This is a genomic window from Treponema sp. UBA785 (assembly GCF_002297065.1).
Classification (GTDB): domain Bacteria; phylum Spirochaetota; class Spirochaetia; order Treponematales; family Treponemataceae; genus Treponema_D.
In genome coordinates this window covers 22,880-38,918 of sequence record NZ_DBJD01000012.1, presented here as the reverse complement: position 1 = coordinate 38,918, position 16,039 = coordinate 22,880, and the positions used below count along the sequence as shown (strand labels likewise).

Annotated in this window: 14 protein-coding genes; 8 read left to right on the top strand and 6 right to left on the bottom strand. The window is 40.2% G+C overall.

What is annotated here, in order from left to right; translation table 11 throughout:
• The first annotated feature begins 148 nt into the window (after nucleotides 1-148).
• From B2X33_RS01005 to B2X33_RS00995, 3 genes are all read left to right on the top strand, one after another.
• A complete protein-coding gene (locus tag B2X33_RS01005) occupies nucleotides 149-754 on the top strand; it encodes a recombinase family protein (protein ID WP_296666876.1) in 606 nt (201 codons plus the stop codon).
• 206 nt (nucleotides 755-960) lie between these two features.
• Nucleotides 961-2,007 (top strand): aldose epimerase family protein, encoded by a 1,047-nt coding sequence (locus tag B2X33_RS01000; RefSeq protein ID WP_296666873.1) that lies wholly within the window; start codon nucleotides 961-963, stop codon nucleotides 2,005-2,007.
• 169 nt (nucleotides 2,008-2,176) lie between these two features.
• On the top strand, nucleotides 2,177-3,391 hold the full coding sequence (locus B2X33_RS00995; RefSeq protein ID WP_296666872.1) for a galactokinase: 1,215 nt from the start codon (nucleotides 2,177-2,179) through the stop codon (nucleotides 3,389-3,391).
• Here B2X33_RS00995 and B2X33_RS00990 read toward each other — a convergent pair.
• The 4 genes from B2X33_RS00990 to B2X33_RS00975 all read right to left on the bottom strand — a co-directional run bounded on the left by B2X33_RS00990 (nucleotide 3,319) and on the right by B2X33_RS00975 (nucleotide 9,997).
• Entirely contained in the window at nucleotides 3,319-4,710 is a 1,392-nt protein-coding gene (locus tag B2X33_RS00990) for an MATE family efflux transporter (protein WP_296666870.1), read from the bottom strand. The genes B2X33_RS00995 and B2X33_RS00990 overlap by 73 nt on opposite strands.
• 377 nt (nucleotides 4,711-5,087) lie before the next feature.
• On the bottom strand, nucleotides 5,088-6,743 hold the full coding sequence (locus B2X33_RS00985; RefSeq protein WP_296666868.1) for an ABC transporter ATP-binding protein: 1,656 nt from the start codon (nucleotides 6,741-6,743) through the stop codon (nucleotides 5,088-5,090).
• 1 nt (nucleotide 6,744) lies between these two features.
• On the bottom strand, nucleotides 6,745-8,562 hold the full coding sequence (locus B2X33_RS00980) for an ABC transporter permease (protein WP_296666865.1): 1,818 nt from the start codon (nucleotides 8,560-8,562) through the stop codon (nucleotides 6,745-6,747).
• Nucleotides 8,563-8,677: 115 nt separating this feature from the next.
• On the bottom strand, nucleotides 8,678-9,997 hold the full coding sequence (locus B2X33_RS00975) for a hypothetical protein (protein ID WP_296666863.1): 1,320 nt from the start codon (nucleotides 9,995-9,997) through the stop codon (nucleotides 8,678-8,680).
• 222 nt (nucleotides 9,998-10,219) lie between these two features.
• Between B2X33_RS00975 and B2X33_RS00970 the strand changes: the two genes are divergently transcribed.
• Nucleotides 10,220-10,756: a hypothetical protein gene (locus B2X33_RS00970; RefSeq protein WP_296666861.1), complete on the top strand. Its 537-nt coding sequence runs from the start codon at nucleotides 10,220-10,222 to the stop codon at nucleotides 10,754-10,756.
• Between the two features lie 23 nt (nucleotides 10,757-10,779).
• The gene (locus B2X33_RS00965; RefSeq protein ID WP_296666858.1) at nucleotides 10,780-12,039 is read left to right on the top strand and encodes a glutamate-5-semialdehyde dehydrogenase; all 1,260 of its coding nucleotides are present in this window, start codon (nucleotides 10,780-10,782) and stop codon (nucleotides 12,037-12,039) included.
• 27 nt (nucleotides 12,040-12,066) lie between these two features.
• Here the strand turns inward: B2X33_RS00965 and B2X33_RS00960 are convergent, their stop codons facing one another.
• Together B2X33_RS00960 and B2X33_RS00955 are read right to left on the bottom strand one after the other, a co-directional pair.
• Nucleotides 12,067-12,624: a GNAT family N-acetyltransferase gene (locus B2X33_RS00960; RefSeq protein ID WP_296666856.1), complete on the bottom strand. Its 558-nt coding sequence runs from the start codon at nucleotides 12,622-12,624 to the stop codon at nucleotides 12,067-12,069.
• A gap of 209 nt (nucleotides 12,625-12,833) precedes the next feature.
• A complete protein-coding gene (locus B2X33_RS00955; protein ID WP_296016519.1) occupies nucleotides 12,834-13,076 on the bottom strand; it encodes a hypothetical protein in 243 nt (80 codons plus the stop codon).
• A 17-nt stretch (nucleotides 13,077-13,093) separates the two neighbouring features.
• Here B2X33_RS00955 and B2X33_RS00950 point away from each other — a divergent pair, with 17 nt between their 5' ends.
• From B2X33_RS00950 to B2X33_RS00940, 3 genes are all read left to right on the top strand, one after another.
• A complete protein-coding gene (locus B2X33_RS00950) occupies nucleotides 13,094-13,813 on the top strand; it encodes a M15 family metallopeptidase (RefSeq protein ID WP_296666853.1) in 720 nt (239 codons plus the stop codon).
• Nucleotides 13,814-14,008: 195 nt separating this feature from the next.
• Complete coding sequence (gene pyrF, locus B2X33_RS00945; protein WP_296666851.1) at nucleotides 14,009-14,953, top strand: orotidine-5'-phosphate decarboxylase; 945 nt, start codon at nucleotides 14,009-14,011, stop codon at nucleotides 14,951-14,953.
• A 25-nt stretch (nucleotides 14,954-14,978) separates the two neighbouring features.
• A partial coding sequence (locus tag B2X33_RS00940; protein ID WP_524539495.1) for an iron-sulfur cluster-binding protein occupies nucleotides 14,979-16,039 on the top strand: 1,061 nt, incomplete at its 3' end.

Below are 16,039 nucleotides of genomic sequence, written 5' to 3'. Positions count from 1 at the left end.
AAGGAATGCCGGGAATGACAGATTTGTCATTATCGGGCTTGACCCGATAATCCGTTGAAAATTTCCAGTAAATTGCTAAACGGGTTTGTTATTCAAACATTGCGGTGTGCTACTATATTCTTTAAATTTTACTTTTTGGAGATATTAAATGACTTACGGTTACATTCGGGTTTCGACCAGCCACCAGAATTTGGAAAATCAGCAGATGGAAATTGAAAAATTCTGCCAGCTTAACGGTCTAAAAATTGATTCTTGGATTGAAGAAAAAATCAGCGGAACTAAGCGGCCAGAAAACCGCAAACTTGGCAAAATTCTTATGAGCTCGGCTCATTCGGGCGACCTTATAATCTGCACGGAAATTTCGCGTTTTGGCCGCTCTCTCATTATGATTATGAACGTTTTGCAGCATTTTTTAGAAAACGGTGTAAAAGTCTGGACAATTAAAGACGGTTACAGGCTCGGAAACGACATTCAGTCAAAAGTTTTGGCATTTGCGTTCGGACTTTCGGCGGAAATTGAACGGCAGCTTATTTCTGAGCGCACAAAAGTCGGGCTAAACCGGGTTCGACGGGAAGGCAAGCACATTGGCCGCAAAAAAGGCCAAAAATCAACGATTTACAAGCTTTCTCAAAGCAGCGATTACATAAAAAAAGAAATTCTCCAGGGACGCACAAAAACTTCTCTTGCACGGGAACTTGGAGTTTCCTGGAAAACGCTCGACCGGCATTTGTGCAGAATTATGTTTAAAAATTAGAATTTAGCCAGATTTTTTGTTTTGGAGCGAATTTCTTTTTCAAACCGTCCGCTCCACAGTTCCGCTTTCGCTTCATCCGCCAAGGCGGACGCTTCGCGCTGTTCCGGCACGGGCTAAAATTTGCGGTTCATAAAAGTTTTTTAGTTTTAGCAGGCGGATTTTTTTATCTTTCTTGACAAACCGTGTTTTCGGCTTGAATATAAATTATGGACATTTTGCATTTTAATATAGAAGAAAATGTTGACGGCTGGACTGTTTCTAACGGACAGATTAGTTTTTCTGCAATGAATTTTGGCTGCACGATTACAAATCTTTTTGTTCCAGATAAAAACGGCGCGCAAACCGATGTTCTTTTAGGTTTTGATACTTTTTCTGGGTGGAAAAATGGAACTCAGGCGCACAATGCAATTGTCGGCCGGTTTGCAAACAGAATTGCCGGCGGAAAATTTTTTCTTGATGGAAAAAATTATGTTTTGGACGTAAATAACGGCAAAAACTGTCTGCACGGCGGATTTTTTCGTTACGAAAAGCAAATCTGGCAGGCCGAACCCTTTTTGACGGACGGCAGCGCCGGAATTGTTTTTACAAGATTGAGCCGCGACGGCGAGCAGAAGTTTCCTGGAAATCTCGAGTTAAAAGTTATTTATTCATTAAATTCAAAAAATCAGCTTGTTCTCGAATATTTTGCAAAAACAGACAAGCCGACTCCAATAAATTTAACAAACCATGCATATTTTAATTTGAACGGCTGCAAAGGAGAAAATATCTTAAATCACACTGTCTGTCTGGATTGCCAGCAGATTTTAAAAGTTGACGAAATGATTCCTACGGGAGAATTTTTGGATGTTCAAAAAAAGGAAAATTCTGTGTTCAACTTTTTGGAGCCAAAACTCGTAGGAAAAGATTTAGAAAAATTGCAAAAAATCACGGGAATGCGCGGTTATGACCACTGTTTTGTTACAAAAGCGGACGAAAAAAATGTGGAAAAAGCCGGCTGGTGCAAATCTGAAAAATCTGGCATAAAAATGAACATTTATACAAACCAGCGCGGAATTCAGTTTTATACCGGAAATTATCTTGAAAACTTTACGGGAAAAAACGGAGTTTTGCAAAAGCCTTTTGACGGACTTTGCTTTGAAGCCCAGCGTTTTCCGGACTGCATGAACCATAAAAATTTTCCAGATTGCATTTTGCGCTCTGGCGAAGAATACTATCAAAAGACAATTTATGAATTTTTGACAGAAAAATGTTAAAAGCGCACGGCCTGCTGTTTTGTGGCAGGGATTGCAGGGGCGGCGGAGCCGTTCCGGAGCTTTGCGGAGGAATGAAGGCGAAAGCCGGAACCCCGAAAAGCCCGGTTTTTGTGCAGCTTAGCGGAACAAAAAGCCACCCGGATATTGAATTTTTGGTCTGGAGGACAAAATGGAAAATTCACTTACAAAAAAAGAATATTCACCGGAAGAACTTTTGAATGATTTTATGGAAATTTACGGCGGCGAGAAGGGCTCTGTGCGGATTTTTGCTTCTCCGGCTAGAATAAACATTATTGGCGAGCATATCGACTACAACGGCGGCAAGGTTTTTCCTGCATGTATTAACCGTTATTTGTACGCGGCAATCAGAAAACGAAGCGATTCGAAAATTTTTTATAAAGACGTAAAATTTCCGCTCAGTTTTGAGTTTGATATAAATGAAAATTTTGCTTATTCAAAAGAGAACGATTATGCGAATTATTTGAATGGAATTTTGACTCAGTTAAAAGAAAAAGACTTTGTTTTTGACTGCGGTTTTGAAATTTTAATGGCATCGAATATTCCTGCTGGCGGCGGAATTTCTTCTTCTTCGGCTTTGGAATGTGGTTTTGCCTTTGCAGTTTGCGAAACTTTTGGTTTTGACGTGAGCAGGACAGAAATTGCAAAAATCGGGCAGATGAGCGAGCACCGTTTTATGAACACAAAGTGCGGTATTATGGATCAGTTCATTATTGCAACCGGAAAAAAGAATTTTGCTGAAATTCTGGATTGCGCAACCCTCGAATATGAATATGTTCCGCTTGAGCTCGGCGGCTGCTGTTTTATCGTAATGAATACGAACAAGGTGCGGAAACTTTCGGATTCAAAATACAACGAACGCCGTGCAGAATGTGAACAGGGCTTAAAAATTTTGCAATCTGCCGGAATTAAAATCAATGCGCTTTGCGAACTTTCGGCAGAAGACTGGAAAAAAAATAAATCGCTCATAAAAGACGAAGTTTTGCAAAAAAGGGCGGAGCATTGTGTTTTTGAAAATCAGCGTGTCTTAAAGGCGGCCGCCGCCTTAAAAAACGGAGATTTAAAGGCTCTCGGCCAGCTTTTGAACGAAAGCCACGAGTCGCTCCGCTCAAAATACGAAGTTACTGGAATTGAACTCGACACTCTTGCAGAAACCGCCTGGAACCAGGACGGCTGTCTGGGCGCAAGAATGACTGGAGCTGGTTTTGGCGGCTGCGCAATTGCCTTGGTTCAAAAACAAAAAATCGATTCTTTTATCGAAAATGTCCAAAAGGCTTATATTCAAAAAATTGGTTATTCGGCAGGATTTTTTGCCTGTGGCTCTGGCGACGGCGTGCACGAATTGCCTCTGATAAGCCGCACATAAACTGTCAAAAGCTGCACGAGCATTACACACCAAATCAGCGGTTCGCACAGAATAACTCCCCATTTTCCGAGCTTTGGAATTATAAGGCAGGTGAATGTAATTTTGCCTGCAAGTTCAATTATGCTTGAAATTAAAGGCAGAATTTTTTGTCCAAAACCTTGCAATGCATTCCGGATTACGATAAGTCCGCCCAAAACAAGGTAAAAAGGCAGAGTAAACAGAATGTATTTTTTTGCGTAATCAAGGAGAATTGGGTTTGCTGAATTTGTAATAAATTTGATTAAATCTTCTATTAAAAACCACGCCGGCAAAAAAAGCAAAAATGTCCAGACTATTGTTATAAAAATCGAAATTCTTACGCCTTTTCGGATTCTCTCAATTTGTCCGGCTCCGCAATTCTGCGAAACAAAGGTCGAAGCGGCAAGTCCAAGCGTAATGATTGGAATGTTTGTGAGAGTAAAAATTTTTCTGGCGCAAAGGTGGCCGGCAATTATCATCTGGTCGAGCGAGTTAATGGCGCTTTGAAGGATTACAGTTCCCGAATGGACGATTGCTCCCATAAATGCCATGGAAAGTCCCTGCCCTATCAGGTCCTTGTAAAGCGAACTGTCGAACGAAAAATGCTTAAAAGACGGAACAAGAATTTTTGCCGCGCAGAAAATGTAGATAAGACAGAGCAATCCCGACACAAACTGCGCAATCACCGTCGCAATTGCAGCTCCTCGGATTGAGCCTGTCGCCTTTATAAACGCAAAATCCAGAATTACATTCAAAACCGAAGAAAAAATCAAAAACAAGAGCGGAACAAAAGAATTTCCGATTGCGCGCAACATTCCTGCAAAAAGATTGTATGCAAACAGAACTCCGCAAAACTGCGTAATCACCGAAATATAAGAATATGCCTCGTTCAGACGGTCGGCCGGCGTTTTTAGCAGAACCATAATTGGTTTTAGACCAAAAGCCGTCAAAACCATAATAAAAACGGCAACAAAAATTGTAATTACAATCGAAGCCGCCGTAATTTTTTTTAATTTTTCACTTTCCCCTGCCCCAAAAGCTTTTGCCGCGACAATGCTCAGACCGTTTCCAAAGCCAATTCCAAAACCGACCAAAAGTTCGTAGAGGGCCGTGCATGCTCCAATGCTGACAAGCGCGCTGTCGTCCAAAAGCCGCCCGATAATAACCGTGTCCGCCGCATTATAAAGCTGCTGAAAAATATACGAAACAAAAAGAGGCAGCGTAAAAAGCACAATTGCCTTAAAAATACTTCCATGCAATAAATCCGGATGCACAAAACGTTTAAGAGAAGATGTTACCATAAAAATATTTTATAACTAATAAAAGAAAAATGAAATTCTGGAGCATATTTTTCGCTCTAACCGTCCGCTCCGCAGTTCCGCTTTCGCTTCATCCGCCGCGGCGGACGCTTCGCGCTGTTTCGGCACGGGCTAGGATTTGCTTTAAAAAAACAGCGGCTTGTCTTTTTACAGAAAAACCGCCATTTTTTTTAATTAGCCTGAAATTCGAGTTTTATGATTTAATGTCATTATCGGGCTTGACCCGATAATCTATTGCACTTTTTTTTGCAAGATTGCTAACCGAGTTTGCTATGCAAACATCGCGGTGTCGAGCACGGCAATGACACTTAAAGTACTGTTCTTATCAGAACTCGACATTAGGGCTAATTAGGACAAAATTATTCAATTTTTCCGTGCGTAATGAGTTTTCCGCTCTTTCTGTCAAAAAGCATTAAGTCGTTGCCGGTAAAATCGAATTTTTGACTGCTTCCAATTTTGAACGTTACACCGCCAAAAACAACACTTGTCAACAAAAACTCGCCAATGCTGATTTTTATTGTCGATTCCATTCCTGTTGGCAACGCTCCACGAATTTCGCCGTCAAATTTCCCATTTTCGGTCAGTTTTATGAATTCTGGACGGACTGCAAGAACAAAGTCGCCGTTTTGAGCCGGCGAATCTTTTTTTGCGGCAAAGCCTTCTTCTTCGTTCACTTTTGCAATGTGATACTTAAAAACTTCGTCCTTGTTCTGTTTTTCAACATAACCTTTTTGTTTTGACTCGTCTTCGAGTTTTTTTGCTGTTTCAACTTCGTCGGCATCTCTGGTTTTGTACCATTTTTCCAAATTGAATTCCTCGCCGTTTTTTGTTTCCGGCTTAAAAATCAATTTTTTGTCGCCAAAGAGCGTAAGTTCAAGTTTGCCGTCTGTCTGTTCACCTTTTGCGTCGATAAAATTAATAGAAGGATTTCCTACAAAATCGGCAACAAAAAGATTGTTCGGGTGGTTGTAAACGTCGAGAGGAGCATCGTACTGCTGCAAAACACCGTTGTTTATAAGACAGATTTTTGTTGCAAGCGTCATAGCTTCGAGCTGGTCGTGGGTTACATAGACAAAGGTGCTTCCTGTTTCAATATGCAGCCGCTGAAGTTCGTATCGCATTTCTAGCCGGAGCTTTGCATCGAGGTTTGAAAGCGGTTCGTCCATAAAAAGTACGCTTGGTTCTGGAGCAAGTGTTCTTGCGATTGCTACGCGCTGTTGCTGTCCGCCCGAAAGTTCTGCCGGATAGCGGTCCATAAACATTCCGATTTTTACAACGCGGCTTACACGGCGCACTGCAAGGTCAATTTCTTCAGAAGTGAGTTTGCGCGTTTTTGTGAGTATTTTTCCGTTTTGAACCAGAGCAAAATCGTCATTTAAGGAAATTCCTTTTTGTTTGTAATTTTCTTCAATAGTTTTGATTTTTGCTTCGTATTCTTTGCAGAGAGAATTTGCTTTTTCTGACGGGAATTCTTCGTTCTGGAGTTTCATTGCAAATATTTTTTTTGCAGTAAACATCGAAACCGTAAACGTATCAATGATTTTTAAAAGAACTTTTTCTTCATCAATTTTTCCGTCTTTGCCCTTGCAGCCGTTTATCAGTTCAACAAGTTCGACAGAACCGCGCAAAATCTGTGTAATCTGGTCAGAAGTTTTTGCTTCAAAGTCATAAACTGGCAGTTCTTCGGAAATATTGCTCAAACCGAAGGCAATATTTTTGTAAACCGTCATATTTGGCCAGAGCGCGTAATTTTGGAACAAAAATCCTACTTTTCGCTTGTTTGCAGGAATATTTATTCCTTTTTCGCTGTCAAAGACAACAGTGTCGCCAATTTCGATTTTTCCGCTGGTTGGAGTTTCGAGGCCGGCAATCATTCTTAAAGTTGTTGTTTTTCCGCAGCCAGAAGGTCCGAGGAGGGTAACGAATGAATTGTCGTCAATGACAAGATTCAATTTATCAACACCAAAGAATTTTCCCCAGCGTTTTGTAACATTTGTAAGTTTTATCTGCGGCATATCAGTTACCTCCTACACCTTTGTCAATGCTTGCGCCTGTAAGTTTGTTTACCAAAGCGTTAAAAATTAAAATTGTAATAATAAGAATAAGGTTCATTCCGCTTGAGAATGCGTAAAGTCCCATTTCGTCAAAATAATCCATTGCCGTTGTCATAATCTTGAACTGGTCGCACAAAAGCATAAAGAGCGTCAGTTCGCGCAGACAGGTCATAAACGGAAGCAAAAATCCCGAAAGAATCGAGCTTTTTTGAATTGGAATTATGATTCCAAACATTCGCTTTACCCAGGGGATATTTTGAATTATTGCGGCTTCTTCGATTTCTCCGGAAAGTTGCAGCATTGAATTGAGCGAACTTCGGCTTGCAAAAGGAATGTACTTTACTGTTCCAACAAGAATCAATATAAGGAAGGTTCCGCCAATAGAAAGTGCTTTTCCAAAAATTAAGTAGGCTACACCGACAGAAAGAGAAGGCATAAGATAAGGTAAAAATGCCACAGAATTTACATAGGCGGCGCTCTTGCTTCTGCGGTTTTTGCTTACTGCATAGCCGACCAGGGTTCCGATTGTTCCGGCGCAAAGCGCACAGCAGACGGCTACGAACAATTGTCCACAGAAAGATTTCCAGATTTGAACGTTGTGCAAAATTCCGAGCTGTCCAAAAAGTCCGTATTCGCCCAAGGTATCTGAAGTTGTCCACCATTTTGTCGTAAGCATTTCAAAATCGCCTGTTTTTAAGAAACTGTAGTCGCCTGGATTTGGCAGGAATGTTTCAATGGCGAAAGAAATAATCGGATAAATGCTTGTAAAAAGCGTAACTACGATAAAAATAAACGCAATTAAATATTTTCCGACTTTTCCGAGATTTGCTTTTGAAATTTGGCCGGATTTTCCAGTTACGGTTGTAAAATTCTGACGGCTTGAAGTGCTTCTTTGGTTTAAGAGAAGGATTGCAATTCCAAAAACCATCATTATTACTGCAATAACGCTGGCTTCTCCGGCACGGCCAGAACTTAAACCGACATATTTTGTGGAGAGAGTTTCGAGGCTTAAATAATGCGGAACTGGATAGCTTCCCATCGAGCTTCCAAAAACGAGCAAGATTGTCGAGAGAATTGCAGGTTTTACGAGAGGAATTGTTACATGAAGGAAGATTTTCCATTTTGGAGTATCCAGAATTGTTGCCGCTTCTTCGAGGTTTGCGTCCATATTGCGGAAAATTCCACCGATTAAAATATATGCAAAGGCCGCGTAGTGCAGGCCGAGAACTATGCTTGAAGGAAAAATTCCCTGGCACCACCATAAAGGCATTTTTATTCCAAAAAGCGAAGCCAAAAGTCCGTCTGAACCGCCTGTTATGGCATTGCTGTTAAATGCGTTTCTCCAGACCATGGCAAGCGTCCACTGTGGCATAATGTAAGGGAAAATAAAGATTGCGCTAAGATATTTTTTGAATTTTAAATTTGTCCGGGTGATTAAATATGCAAAAAGACCGCCGTAAAAAATTGCAATAAGGCAGGCAAAAACAGAAAGAAGAACAGTATTTAAAAGTGGTGTCCATAAATTTGCTTTTGCAAGACGGCCAGTAAAAAGATCAATCCAGTTGTAGAAAGTCATTTGACCTTCTTTTAAACCGGTTTTTAAGGAATCGACTGTTCCTGCATGAACTGCCACCGTATCTTGAATCAAATACAGGATTGGAGCAATTGTTGTTACAGAAAGAACAATTCCGCATAAGAGAAGAATTACATTTTGTGGTTTGTAAAAAAATGTTTTTATTTTGTTGAGCTTCAGCTGGGTCTGAAGATTGTTGTTTGCCATAGGAAGCACCTCCAGCTTAAAAAGTTGACTCCATAAAGGTTAGAGAGCCTGTCAAAACGGGTATTTGTATTTTGACAGGCCCAGCTTTCGCTTTGTGACAAAAAGAGGCTAAAACTTATTTGCGGTTTGCACGTGTAATGTCAATCCAATCGCCGAGGTCAACTGAAACTTCGGCACAATATTTTGGATCTTCGATTACGAGCTCACCGCCGTTTTCTGCAGCCCACCATTCAAAGCCTCTGTCGTTTTTAGCAGGGAATTCGTTTCCGCCGGCTGTGCTGTGATGGAATTTTGCTTCGTTTTCTGCTGCAAGAACAGGGTTTGCAGAGTAACCGCCCATGTCTTTTCCCCAGGCTGTAAAACCGTCAAGCTTTGTAACCATGTAAGAAATAAACGCGCAGGCAGTCCATGGATATGGAGAAGAATCCATAACTTCGAGATAGTGACTGTATCCGTAACCACCGATTCCGCTGTAGCCTTCTTCGTAAGCTGCGACAGAAATATTTTTTACAGAAACGTCAGCTGTTTCGGCAACTGAACGGAGCTTAGAATAAACGATGAGCGCAAATTCGCCGGCAGCAGAAGTTTTTACAATGCTGTTGCAGATTGGACCGTCGTCTGTTTCTTCGTTGTAGTTTTGTACCCAGAGTTTAGTGTAAGCAAGACCGTATTTTGCATTTTTTGATTCAAGACCAAAGTTTTCTGCAAGCTTTGCACATTCATCAATTACGGAAGTAAACTGAGCCTGTTTTTCGGCCGGCAGTTTATCAAATGCATTTTTGAGCCAGGTTGCGTATTTGTCGGCAGTGAGCATATAAAGGAAGTTTTTGCCGACAAGTTCAGAATTTACGCCCATGAAAAGACCATGTGTTCCTGGAGCAACAAAATCCCAGCAGTTTGTAAATTTTACTCCGTTCAAATGGTTGTACATAAAAATTTTATTCAAAGTCTGCAAAGGAAGAAGTTCTGGATAGTCTTTTTTTGCAAGTTTGTTTGCTTCTGCCCATTCTTTTGGAATAAATGTGCGGAGAACTCCAGTGTCCATCATCTTGCTTTGAATTTGGTTTCCGTCCTGAATAAGTGTCATAAAATATTCAGGATTTGCGCTTTTGTAGTCAACATTGAGAGTTGTAAAGATTGAATTGTTTTTTGGCTGTGACCATTCAATTTTTCCTGCGTAGCTTGAATCAAGCGACTTGAGATATTTGATGAATGAGGCTCCGGCAGTTTTTCCGCGGCTAGAGTTTCCAATTCCCTTTAATGTGGCATTTTTTGATTCTTCGATTGCCTTTTGGCAAAGTTCATCAAAAGTCATATTTTCTGCCTGAGAAATAATTTCCTGAACGGCAGATTTTTTTGTCTGAGATTTATTGCACGAAGCAAAACCGAACAGCGTAATAGCAGCTGCCGAAAGAATAAATAAAGATTTTTTCATTTGAGAACCTCCGGTAAAAACTCAACGCGAAAAATTAATTTTCGATTTGATTTTTTAGTGACGATGAAGTTTGCAACGCAAACCTTACACGTAAGTGCACTGTCAGAATGACAAAAGTTAATTTAACTTTATTGATATATTTTGAGACTGAATTTGCGAACTGTCAAATTTTCATTTTTGTTGCACTTGAATAGGTAAGCCGAAAAATTATAAAATTGTTATATGACAAAATCTAATTTGATTGGCGAATTTGTAGAGCCAGAAATTATCAGTGCAGTTGAAAAAATAAAAGATGTTGCAGACATTCAGGAAGTGAATTCTCTTGCAGTAATAATTTCCAGACTGTTTAGCGCAGAAAAAGTTTTTGCAGAAATTCTTGCTGGTAATGATGACTCAAAGCTAATTTCTTCATTTAAAAAAAATCTTACGCTTTTGATTCAAAAAACTTGGGTTGAAAAAGACGATGAAACTGTAAAAGAGCAAGTTTTGTATAATTTGGAGCAGTTCTGCGCTTATATCGAAGCCGGAAAATATGCAGATGAATACAGCCGTTTTGGTCATATTTTGTCTGACGTTGTTTACTTGATGTTTGGGCCGACTTCAAAAGAACCAATATTTGAAGAATATTCTTTGCGTATTGATCCTGAGTTTGGAGTTTTTTGGTGGTATATTCAAAATCTTCCGGAAAAAGCAAATTTTTCTGACCAGAAAAGCCGCGCGCTTCTTTTGCTTGGAATGTATTTTCTTGCAAATTACTAAAAATTTTATCGGATGATTGATTTATGGATATTGAAAAAATAACAGCCAGCTTAAAAAACGCTTCATCTAAACTTGCGTTGCAGACTGCGAGTCAAAAAAATGAGGCTTTGCTGAGCGTTTCTAGTTCAATAGAAAAAAATCGAAAAATCATTCTTGAAGCAAATGCTCTTGATGTAAAAAATGCACGCGAACGCGGAATGAGTGAAAGTCTTGTAGAAAGGCTTTCGCTTGATGACAAAAAAATTGATTCAATAATTGACTCGTTTAAATTGATAATAAGCCAGACCGATCCTGTTGGAGAAGAAATTGCCGGCTGGAAAACTCCTGCTGGCATGACGATTCGGCAGGTTCGTGTTCCGCTTGGAGTTGTTGCAATTATTTACGAAAGCCGCCCGAATGTAACGGCTGACGCCTTTGCTCTTGCGTACAAAAGCGGAAATTCAATTCTTTTGAGAGGCTCTTCTTCCGCAATAAATTCAAATCTTGCCCTTGAAAAAGCGATAAAACAAGGCTTAAAAAATGCAAAAAATGGAATAGAAGAAGCAATTTCGCTCGCTCCGTGCAAGAATCATGAGGAAGTTGAACAGATTTTGACAGCGGTTGGAAAAGTTGATGTTGCTCTTCCTCGTGGCGGCGCAAAGCTCATAAATATGGTTGTTCAGACGGCGAAAATTCCTGTAATTCAAACAGGAGCGGGAATTTGCCATCTTTATGTTGACGAAAGCGCAGATCTTGAAATGGCGTTAAATATTGCCTGGAACGCAAAAACTCAGCGTCCAGGAGCCTGCAACGCAATAGAAACAATTGTCGTAAACGAAAAAATCTTAAATCAGTTTATTCCAAGACTTGTCGAAAAATTTGCCGGTAAAGTTGAATTGAGGCTGGACGAAAAATCGTATAAATCTGTCCAAAATGTACAAAATTCTGCGAAAATTAAAAAAGCCGCAGACGAAGACTTTGGCTTTGAATTTTTAGACTTTATTTGTTCTGTAAAAACTGTTTCCGATTTGGACGAAGCGATTGATTTTATAAATTCCCACAACACAAAACATTCAGAATGTATTGTTACGAACAACCGCCAGAATTCGCGCATTTTTCAGTCAAAAATCGATGCTGCCTGCGTTTATGTAAATGCAAGCACTCGCTTTACTGACGGTGGAGAATTTGGTTTTGGCGCGGAACTGGGAATAAGCACTCAAAAACTGCACGCCCGCGGACCTATGGGAATCAAAGCCCTTACGACGACAAAATATCTGATTGACGGCGACGGGCAAATTCGCTAGAAAGTCCTTGAAAAAATCAAAAAACGCTTAATCGACAGATTTTAACATGACAATTCCGTCAGAAGCGCTTTTCTTTAATGACGGAAAAAAGTCTTTGATAGTGCGGAGTTCTTTAAATCCCAATTTTTCGTAAAGGTGTCTTGCGCCGTGCCATTCTTCGTTTACAAGAAGAATAATTTGTTTTATTTGAGGAAATGCTCCGCAGATTGAATCCAGGCAGCCGGTTAAAAATGGTTCGGCGAGTTTTTTGCCCTGAACAGCCGGCAAAAGTGCAAATGACGAAAAATATAAAACTGAGCCGTTCGGATCGTGTGTCTTTTCGGCGGAATGTCCGAGCATAAAAATATTGTCTGTTTTAGGAACGCACGGCCAGATTTCGCTCGTAAAATAACCTGCGGTAAGAGGTTTGCCGTTTTCGAGAACTGTTTCTGGAGAATTGTCAGAAAGTATCAGAAATCCTTCAGGAAAGACACGTAGGCGTTCTTCAAATGTTGCTTGTTTTTCTTGAATTGCCGGAATAAACGCCGCATGTTCAATTTTTAAAATGTCAGGAATGTCAAAACTTTTAGCTGGAAAAATTTTCATAGCTGAATTGTACAAGAAAAAAAAAATTGTGCAAACTGACAAAAAACAGCTATTTAATGTCAAATTGTGGTACAATGTTCAGGTTCTGTAAAAAATTATTTTCTGTTTTTTTTCGGGATGCGAGATTTGTTTTGAATAAAAAAAAGAGTTTATTTTTGCTTGCGCTTCATTTTTGATTTTTTTTGCAATAGAATGTCGGAATGTTTTTTTTACGGATTTAAAAGTTGAAGAACTTCGATTGAGTCGCGGAGCGGCGAAATTCCGAGCATGGCCTCGTTTACGAGCTGGCCGTAACTGTAAAAATGCTTTGCTGGAAGAAATTCTTCGCCAAAAGAAATGTAGGATTTTCCGGCATTGTCGATTCCGTAGCCGAGTTTGTAGCGGATGCCGCGGTAGAGAAGTTCCATTTCTTTTTTGACTTCGATGTTTTTTCTAAAAACTGTTTCTTGCATGGAAAAATTATAACAAAATGAAAAAAAATTTAATATTGCTGAGCTTTGCTTTTATTTTTAGTTTTTGTATGGCGCAGAATTTTAATTCAAATGATTCTGAATTTTCTTTGAATAAAGCGGAAAAAATTGAATTGAACGAAGATTTTGTTTTGGATAGGGGATTTTACGTTTCTAAAATAAGCGATTCTGTTTTTGAAAAAATAAATGGAAAAAGTTTTAAGAAGAACTGCACATTTCCGCGCGAAAATCTGCGGATTCTTCATATTTTGCACAAGAATTTGTCTGGACAAACTCTCGTAGGCGAATTGATTTGCAACGAAAAAATTGCAGAAATTCTTTTGAAAATTTTTAAGGAACTTTATGTTTCTGATTATCCGATTGAAAAAATCCGCTTGATAGATGAATACGATGCCGACGACGAAAAAAGCATGGCGGATAATAACTCGTCTTGTTTTAATTTTAGGTTTATAAATTTTACAAAAAAAGTTTCAAAACACGGTTCTGGACTTGCGGTTGATATAAATCCGCTCTACAATCCGTGCGTAAAAAACATAAAAGGAAAAATTAGCGTTGAGCCGGCGAATGCTGCTGATTTTGTGGACAGGACTGGGAATTTTTCTTATAAAATTGACCATAATGACCTTGCCTATAAAGTTTTTACAAAAAATGGTTTTGAATGGGGCGGAGACTGGCAGGGCGTAAAAGATTATCAGCATTTTGAATGGCCTGGAGAATAAAACGCGTTAAGGATGGAAGCCGCGGAGCGGTTCGGACACGCTTGCGTGGCTGAACGGAAAAATTGCGAAGCAATTTTATAACGCGACAGCCTGCCCGGAATCCTGGTTACAGGGTTCCGGAACGCCCGTTCTTTAAATCATATCGAAAATTTGCTAAACTGTTTATGTTTTATTTTTTGAACGAGGTGTTTTTTTATGAATCACAATATGCAGGTTTTACAGGAAGCTGCGGCAAAATACGGGCCTCTTTGCGTTGGTCTGGACACTGATCCTTCTTATATTCCGGTTCCGCTGTTAAATGTTTTTGGTTCTAAGACTGAGGCGGTTCTTGCTTACAATAAAGAAATTATTAAGAGAGTTGCCGCTGAAAAATCTGCATGCTGTTTTAAAATTCAGATTGCTTATTATGAGGCGATGGGGCTTGAGGGTTTAAAAGTTTACGCAGAGACAATCAAGGCTGTGCACGAAGCTGGTTTTATTGCAATCAGTGACATTAAACGCGGTGATATTGCTGACACTGCAAAAGCATATGCGCGCGCTCATTTTTCTGGCGAATTTGAAAGCGACATAATTACTGTAAATCCTTATATGGGTTTTGATACTTTAAAGCCTTTTACTGAATATTGCGCGCCTCATACTGCCGAATCAAAAGTTGCAACTGGTTCAAAAGGAATTTTTGTTCTTTTGAGAACTTCAAATCCTGGAATGGTTGATATTGAGCAGCAGGAATTAAAAAATGGCGGCCGTGTTCTTGACCGTACTGGATGCGAATTAAAAAGAATTGCCGCTGAATTTGAAAAAAATTATCCTGGACAGACTTGTTCGCCTGTTGGCGCGGTTGTTGGCTGTACAGAAGAAAGCGATGCTCGTGCGCTTCGCAATGCTTATCCTGAAATTTTCTTTTTGATTCCTGGATATGGCGCTCAGGGCGGGGCTGCAAGAATTGCGGCTGCTTTGCTCGATAAAGCCGGCGGCACTGTAAATTCAAGCCGCGGTATTTTGTGTGCCTGGAAAAAAGCTCCTGAGCTTGCTGATAAAGTTGAAAGCGGAAATCTCTGCTTAAAGGAAATTGCTGATGCTGCTGGAAATGCCTGCGTTGCCGCAAAACTCGACTTGCTCAATGCAAAAAACAATCTTTAAGGTTTTGTAAGCGAGGTTAAAATTTATGCCGGAAATAAAAAATTGTGCTGGAGAAACGTATCCTGTTTTTGCTACAGGTAAGGTAAACGGATGTTCAATTGTGCAGTCTGCCGTCCCATACGGAAGCGTTTGGTATTTGAAAGTGAATGTGGCGGGAATAAACGGCGGAAATGCGATTGTTCCAATTCCCGGTCAGTTTTATATGTTGCGCTCTGTGCGTTCGGGGCTTTTGCTCGGCCGTCCAATTAGCGTTTATAATTCGCGCAAAATTTCTGACAGAAATGTGAGCATTGAATTTTTAATTCTCTTAAAAGGAAGTGGATCTAAAGAGCTTGTTACTCTTGAAAGCGGAGATGGAATTGAACTTCTTGGTCCTCTTGGAAACAATTGGCCGGTTCCTGCAGAAAATTCGAAAGTGTTGTGTGTTGGCGGCGGAGTTGGAGTTGCGCCTGTTGCAGGTTTTGCAATAACCCTTCCTAAAAAATCTTATGATTTTGTTGCCGCATTTAAAAGCGGTTCTTACGGACTTGATTATATTTTTCCGGAAAAACTTACGATTACGACAGATGATGGTTCGGTTGGAATTAAAGGCATGGTAACTGCCGCAATTGACAGCGAAAGCGTAAAAAAATACGATGCGGTTTATGCCTGCGGTCCTACGCCTATGCTTGCGGCTGTTCAAAAAATTTGTGCCGATGCTGGTGTAAAATGCTGGCTTAGCATGGAAAACAGAATGGCATGCGGTGTTGGCGCGTGTCTTGGCTGTACAATTCACACAAAAGAAGGAAATAAGCGCTGTTGCAAAGACGGTCCTGTCTTTGATGCGGAAATTTTGGATTTTTCGAAAATTGATTCGCCTGTAACTTCTCAGAGGATGGCAAGACGCGAACCTCTTTCTAAAAACGAAGAGCCTGATTTGAGCGTAAAAATTGCCGGAGTTGAATTTGCAAATCCTGTTTTTGCTGCGAGCGGAACTTTTGGCTACGGAAGTGAATATTCGACAGTTCTCGATGTTGATTCTCTTGGCGGAATTTGTTCAAAAGGACTTACTTTGGACGGTCAGCCTGGAAATTTCGGAGTTCGCCT

Excerpts from the sequence above, each read along its gene's own strand:
- B2X33_RS01005 (WP_296666876.1), top strand. The coding sequence starts at position 149 with ATGACTTACGGTTACATTCGGGTTTCGACCAGCCACCAGAATTTGGAA.
- B2X33_RS01000 (WP_296666873.1), top strand. The coding sequence starts at position 961 with ATGGACATTTTGCATTTTAATATAGAAGAAAATGTTGACGGCTGGACT.
- B2X33_RS00995 (WP_296666872.1), top strand. The coding sequence starts at position 2,177 with ATGGAAAATTCACTTACAAAAAAAGAATATTCACCGGAAGAACTTTTG.
- B2X33_RS00990 (WP_296666870.1), bottom strand. The coding sequence starts at position 4,710 with ATGGTAACATCTTCTCTTAAACGTTTTGTGCATCCGGATTTATTGCAT.
- B2X33_RS00985 (WP_296666868.1), bottom strand. The coding sequence starts at position 6,743 with ATGCCGCAGATAAAACTTACAAATGTTACAAAACGCTGGGGAAAATTC.
- B2X33_RS00980 (WP_296666865.1), bottom strand. The coding sequence starts at position 8,562 with ATGGCAAACAACAATCTTCAGACCCAGCTGAAGCTCAACAAAATAAAA.
- B2X33_RS00975 (WP_296666863.1), bottom strand. The coding sequence starts at position 9,997 with ATGAAAAAATCTTTATTTATTCTTTCGGCAGCTGCTATTACGCTGTTC.
- B2X33_RS00970 (WP_296666861.1), top strand. The coding sequence starts at position 10,220 with ATGACAAAATCTAATTTGATTGGCGAATTTGTAGAGCCAGAAATTATC.
- B2X33_RS00965 (WP_296666858.1), top strand. The coding sequence starts at position 10,780 with ATGGATATTGAAAAAATAACAGCCAGCTTAAAAAACGCTTCATCTAAA.
- B2X33_RS00960 (WP_296666856.1), bottom strand. The coding sequence starts at position 12,624 with ATGAAAATTTTTCCAGCTAAAAGTTTTGACATTCCTGACATTTTAAAA.
- B2X33_RS00955 (WP_296016519.1), bottom strand. The coding sequence starts at position 13,076 with ATGCAAGAAACAGTTTTTAGAAAAAACATCGAAGTCAAAAAAGAAATG.
- B2X33_RS00950 (WP_296666853.1), top strand. The coding sequence starts at position 13,094 with ATGAAAAAAAATTTAATATTGCTGAGCTTTGCTTTTATTTTTAGTTTT.
- pyrF (WP_296666851.1), top strand. The coding sequence starts at position 14,009 with ATGAATCACAATATGCAGGTTTTACAGGAAGCTGCGGCAAAATACGGG.